The sequence below is a fragment of the Teichococcus aestuarii genome (genome assembly GCF_042651065.1).
Lineage (GTDB): Bacteria > Pseudomonadota > Alphaproteobacteria > Acetobacterales > Acetobacteraceae > Pseudoroseomonas > Pseudoroseomonas aestuarii.
In genome coordinates this window covers 1-3,155 of record NZ_JBHSCH010000128.1, presented here as the reverse complement: position 1 = coordinate 3,155, position 3,155 = coordinate 1, and the positions used below count along the sequence as shown (strand labels likewise).

The following is a 3,155-nucleotide window of genomic DNA, read 5'->3' as shown; positions in this document are numbered from 1 at the left end:
AGGGCAGCGCCGGCATGCCCGGCAGCAGCGCCATCACGCCCGCCGCGCCGGCGGCGATGCCGAGCGGCTTGGCGCCGCTGCCGAGCTGCCCGGCGATGAGCTGGTCCGCCCGCCCCTCCGAGGCGCCCTTGGTGACGACGATGCCGGCGGCGACCGAGGTGAGCAGCGAGGGGATCTGCGAGACCAGCCCGTCGCCCACGGTGAGGGTGAAGAAGGTCTCCGCCGCGTCGCCTAAGCCCATGCCATGGCGGCCGACGCCGATTGCGAGCCCGCCCAGCAGGTTGACGAAGGTGACGATGAGGCCGGCCACGGCATCGCCGCGCACGAACTTCGCCGCGCCGTCCATGGCGCCGAAGAAGGCGCTCTCCTCCTCCAGCTCGCGGCGGCGCAGCCGCGCCTGGGTCTCGTCGATGGTGCCGGCGGAGAGATCGGCGTCGATCGCCATCTGCTTGCCCGGCATGGCGTCCAGGCTGAAGCGCGCCGAGACCTCGGCGATGCGCCCCGAGCCCTTGGTGACCACCATGAAGTTGACGACAAGCAGGATGGCGAAGACGACGAAGCCGATCAGCACGTCGCCGCCCATCAGGAAGCTGCCGAAGGCGGCGATGACGCCGCCAGCCGATTGCGGCCCCTCATGCCCGTGCGTCAGCACCATGCGGGTGGTGGCGATGTTCAGCGCCAGCCGCAGCAGGGTGGTGAGCAGCAGGATGGTGGGGAAGCTGGTGAAATCCAGCGGCCGGCGCAGCATCAGCGCCACCACCAGCACCAGCACGGAGGCGGTGACGGAAACGGCCAGGCTGAAATCCAGCAGCATCACCGGCAGCGGCACCAGCATGATGCCGACCAGGGCGACGACGCCGACGGCCAGCGCGATGTCGCTGCCCGGATTCAGCCGGTTGAGGCTGGCGGAAAGGGTGAAGCCGGCGGCCATGGCGGCTTACCGCGCCGCCATGGCGTAGCCGCCCGCCGCCGTCACCGGCAGGCCCATGCCACGGTAGTCCTGCAGCTTGTTGCGCAGGGCGCGGATGGAGATGCCGAGCACCTCCGCCGCGCGGGTACGGTTGCCGAGGCAGTGGGCGAGGGTGCGCAGGATCAGCTCGCGCTCCACCTCCTCCATGCTGCGGCCGACCAGCGCGGCGATGCCATCCGCCGCCGCGTCCGGCGCGAGGCCGGGCGCGGCGGGGACGGTGATCTGGGGCAGGGGCGGCGGCGGCGCGGCGGGCGCCGGCGTGGCGCCGCCCAGCTCGATCGCCTCGGCGCCGATCTCGGTGCCGCAGGCCATCAGCACGGCGCGGTGCAGGGCGTTCTCCAGCTCCCGCACATTGCCCGGCCAGGCATGCGCCAGCAGAGCGGCGCGGGCGGCGGCGGAGAGCGGGCGTGGCGGCAGCCCGTTCACCGCCGCGAAGCGGGCGGCGAAGCACTCGGCGAGCGGCAGGATGTCGCCCGGCCGCTCGCGCAGCGGCGGCAGGCGCAGCCGCACCACGTCGAGCCGGAAGTACAGGTCCTCGCGGAAGCGCCCGGCGCGCACCTCGGCCATCAGGTCGCGGTTGGTGGCGGCGAGGATGCGGACATCGACCCGCACGGGGCGTGTGCCGCCAAGCCGGTCGATCTCCCGCTCCTGGATGGCGCGCAGCAGCTTGGCCTGCAGCCGCAGGTCCATCTCGCCGATCTCGTCGAGCAGCAGCGTGCCGCCGGCGGCCTGCTCGAACTTGCCCTTGCGCGCGGCGACGGCGCCGGTGAAGGCGCCCTTCTCGTGGCCGAACAGCTCGCTCTCCAGCAGCGTCTCCGGCAGGGCGGCGCAGTTGAGCGCGACGAAGGGGCCGGCCGCGCGGCGCGAGCCCGCATGGATGCGCCGCGCCACCAGCTCCTTGCCGGTGCCGCTCTCGCCGGTGACGAGCACCGAGGCCTCGACCCGCGCCACCTGGTCGGCGCGCGCCAGCATGGCCAGCATGGCGGGGTCGCGCGCCACCATGGCGTTCCGCTCATCCGCCTCGCCGGCGGCGGCCTGCAGCATGGTGGCGATCAGCTCCGCATCCGGCGGCAGCGGCAGGAAGTCCCGCGCCCCCTCGCGGATGGCGCGCAGCGCGGCGGGCGCCTTGGATTCCGGGCCGCAGGCGATGAGCGGGCAGAGGATGCGCTCGGCCAGCATGGCGCGGATCAGCCAGCCGGCATCGTGCACCACCTCGCACAGCACCACGTCGGCGCCCTCCTGGCGCAGCCGGGCGAGCGCCGCAACCACGCCGGAGGCCTGCGCGACCGTGGCGCCGCGCGCCTGCGCCATGCGCGCCGCCTGGCCGAGCGGCCCTTCCAGCGCGCCCACGATCAGCACCCGCGGCATGGCGTCACGTCACCCGGTCGGTCTTGACGATCTCGGTCATGGTGACGCCGAGCCGGTTCTCGCCCACCATCACCACCTCCCCGCGCGCGACGAGGCGGTTGTTGACGTAGATGTCCACCGCCTCGCCCAGCTTGCGGTCCAGCTCCACCACCGCGCCGCGGCCGAGCTTGAGCAGCTGGCTCACCTGCATGGTGGCGCGGCCGAGCACGGCCGAGACCTGCACGGGAATGTCGTAGATGGCGCCGAGCCCCTCGGCGCCGGGCATGGCCGGGCGGGCGGCGTCGGGCTCGAGCTCCTCGAGCGGGGGCAGGGCGGCGTAGGTGGGGTCGGGCATCTTGCCTCTCTCGCGGTCTCAGCGTGTCTCGGGATTCGGCTCGGCAGGGGCGTCGAGCCCGAAGCCGGCCAGCAGCGCGGCCACCGCCGCGCGGGCCGTGGCGGCGCGGCGCTCGGCCAGGCCGTCGCGCCAGCGCAGCACGGCATCGCCCGGCTCCAGGGCGGGGTCCGCCACCACCCGGCAGGCGGGCAGCGTGGCGCAACGGGCGGCCGCCGCCTCGGCCAAGGCGGGGGCGACATGCAGGGCCAGCTCCGGCTCGCCGTCCAGGGCGGGCAGCAGCCGGGCCAGGAAACCCTCCAGCTCCGCCCCGGCATGGCGCGCCGCCAGGGCGGGAAGGGCAGCCTGCAAGGCGCCCAGCACCAGCGCGCCGACCGCCAGCGCCGCCTCCTCGGCCAGGGCGCGGGCGGCGGCGGCGGCCTCGGCCAGCTCGGCGGCGGCGAGGCGCAGCGTGTTCAGCAGCGCCGCCTCCTGGCTGGCGGCGGC

Annotated in this window: 3 protein-coding genes and 1 pseudogene; all 4 read right to left on the bottom strand. The window is 75.0% G+C overall.

The window, feature by feature from the left end; all coding sequences use genetic code 11:
• Positions 1–931 (bottom strand): FHIPEP family type III secretion protein (locus ACFOY6_RS23770; protein WP_379652424.1); only part of this gene is annotated, 931 nt, incomplete at its 3' end.
• A 6-nt stretch (positions 932–937) separates the two neighbouring features.
• Positions 938–2,338, bottom strand: coding sequence for a sigma-54-dependent transcriptional regulator (locus ACFOY6_RS23765; RefSeq protein WP_379652423.1), 1,401 nt, complete (start codon positions 2,336–2,338; stop codon positions 938–940).
• A 4-nt stretch (positions 2,339–2,342) separates the two neighbouring features.
• Positions 2,343–2,603 (bottom strand): flagellar motor switch protein FliN, encoded by a 261-nt coding sequence (fliN, locus tag ACFOY6_RS23760; RefSeq protein ID WP_245906413.1) that lies wholly within the window; start codon positions 2,601–2,603, stop codon positions 2,343–2,345.
• Between the two features lie 87 nt (positions 2,604–2,690).
• A pseudogene (locus ACFOY6_RS23755) lies at positions 2,691–3,155 on the bottom strand (hypothetical protein); the annotation flags it as partial.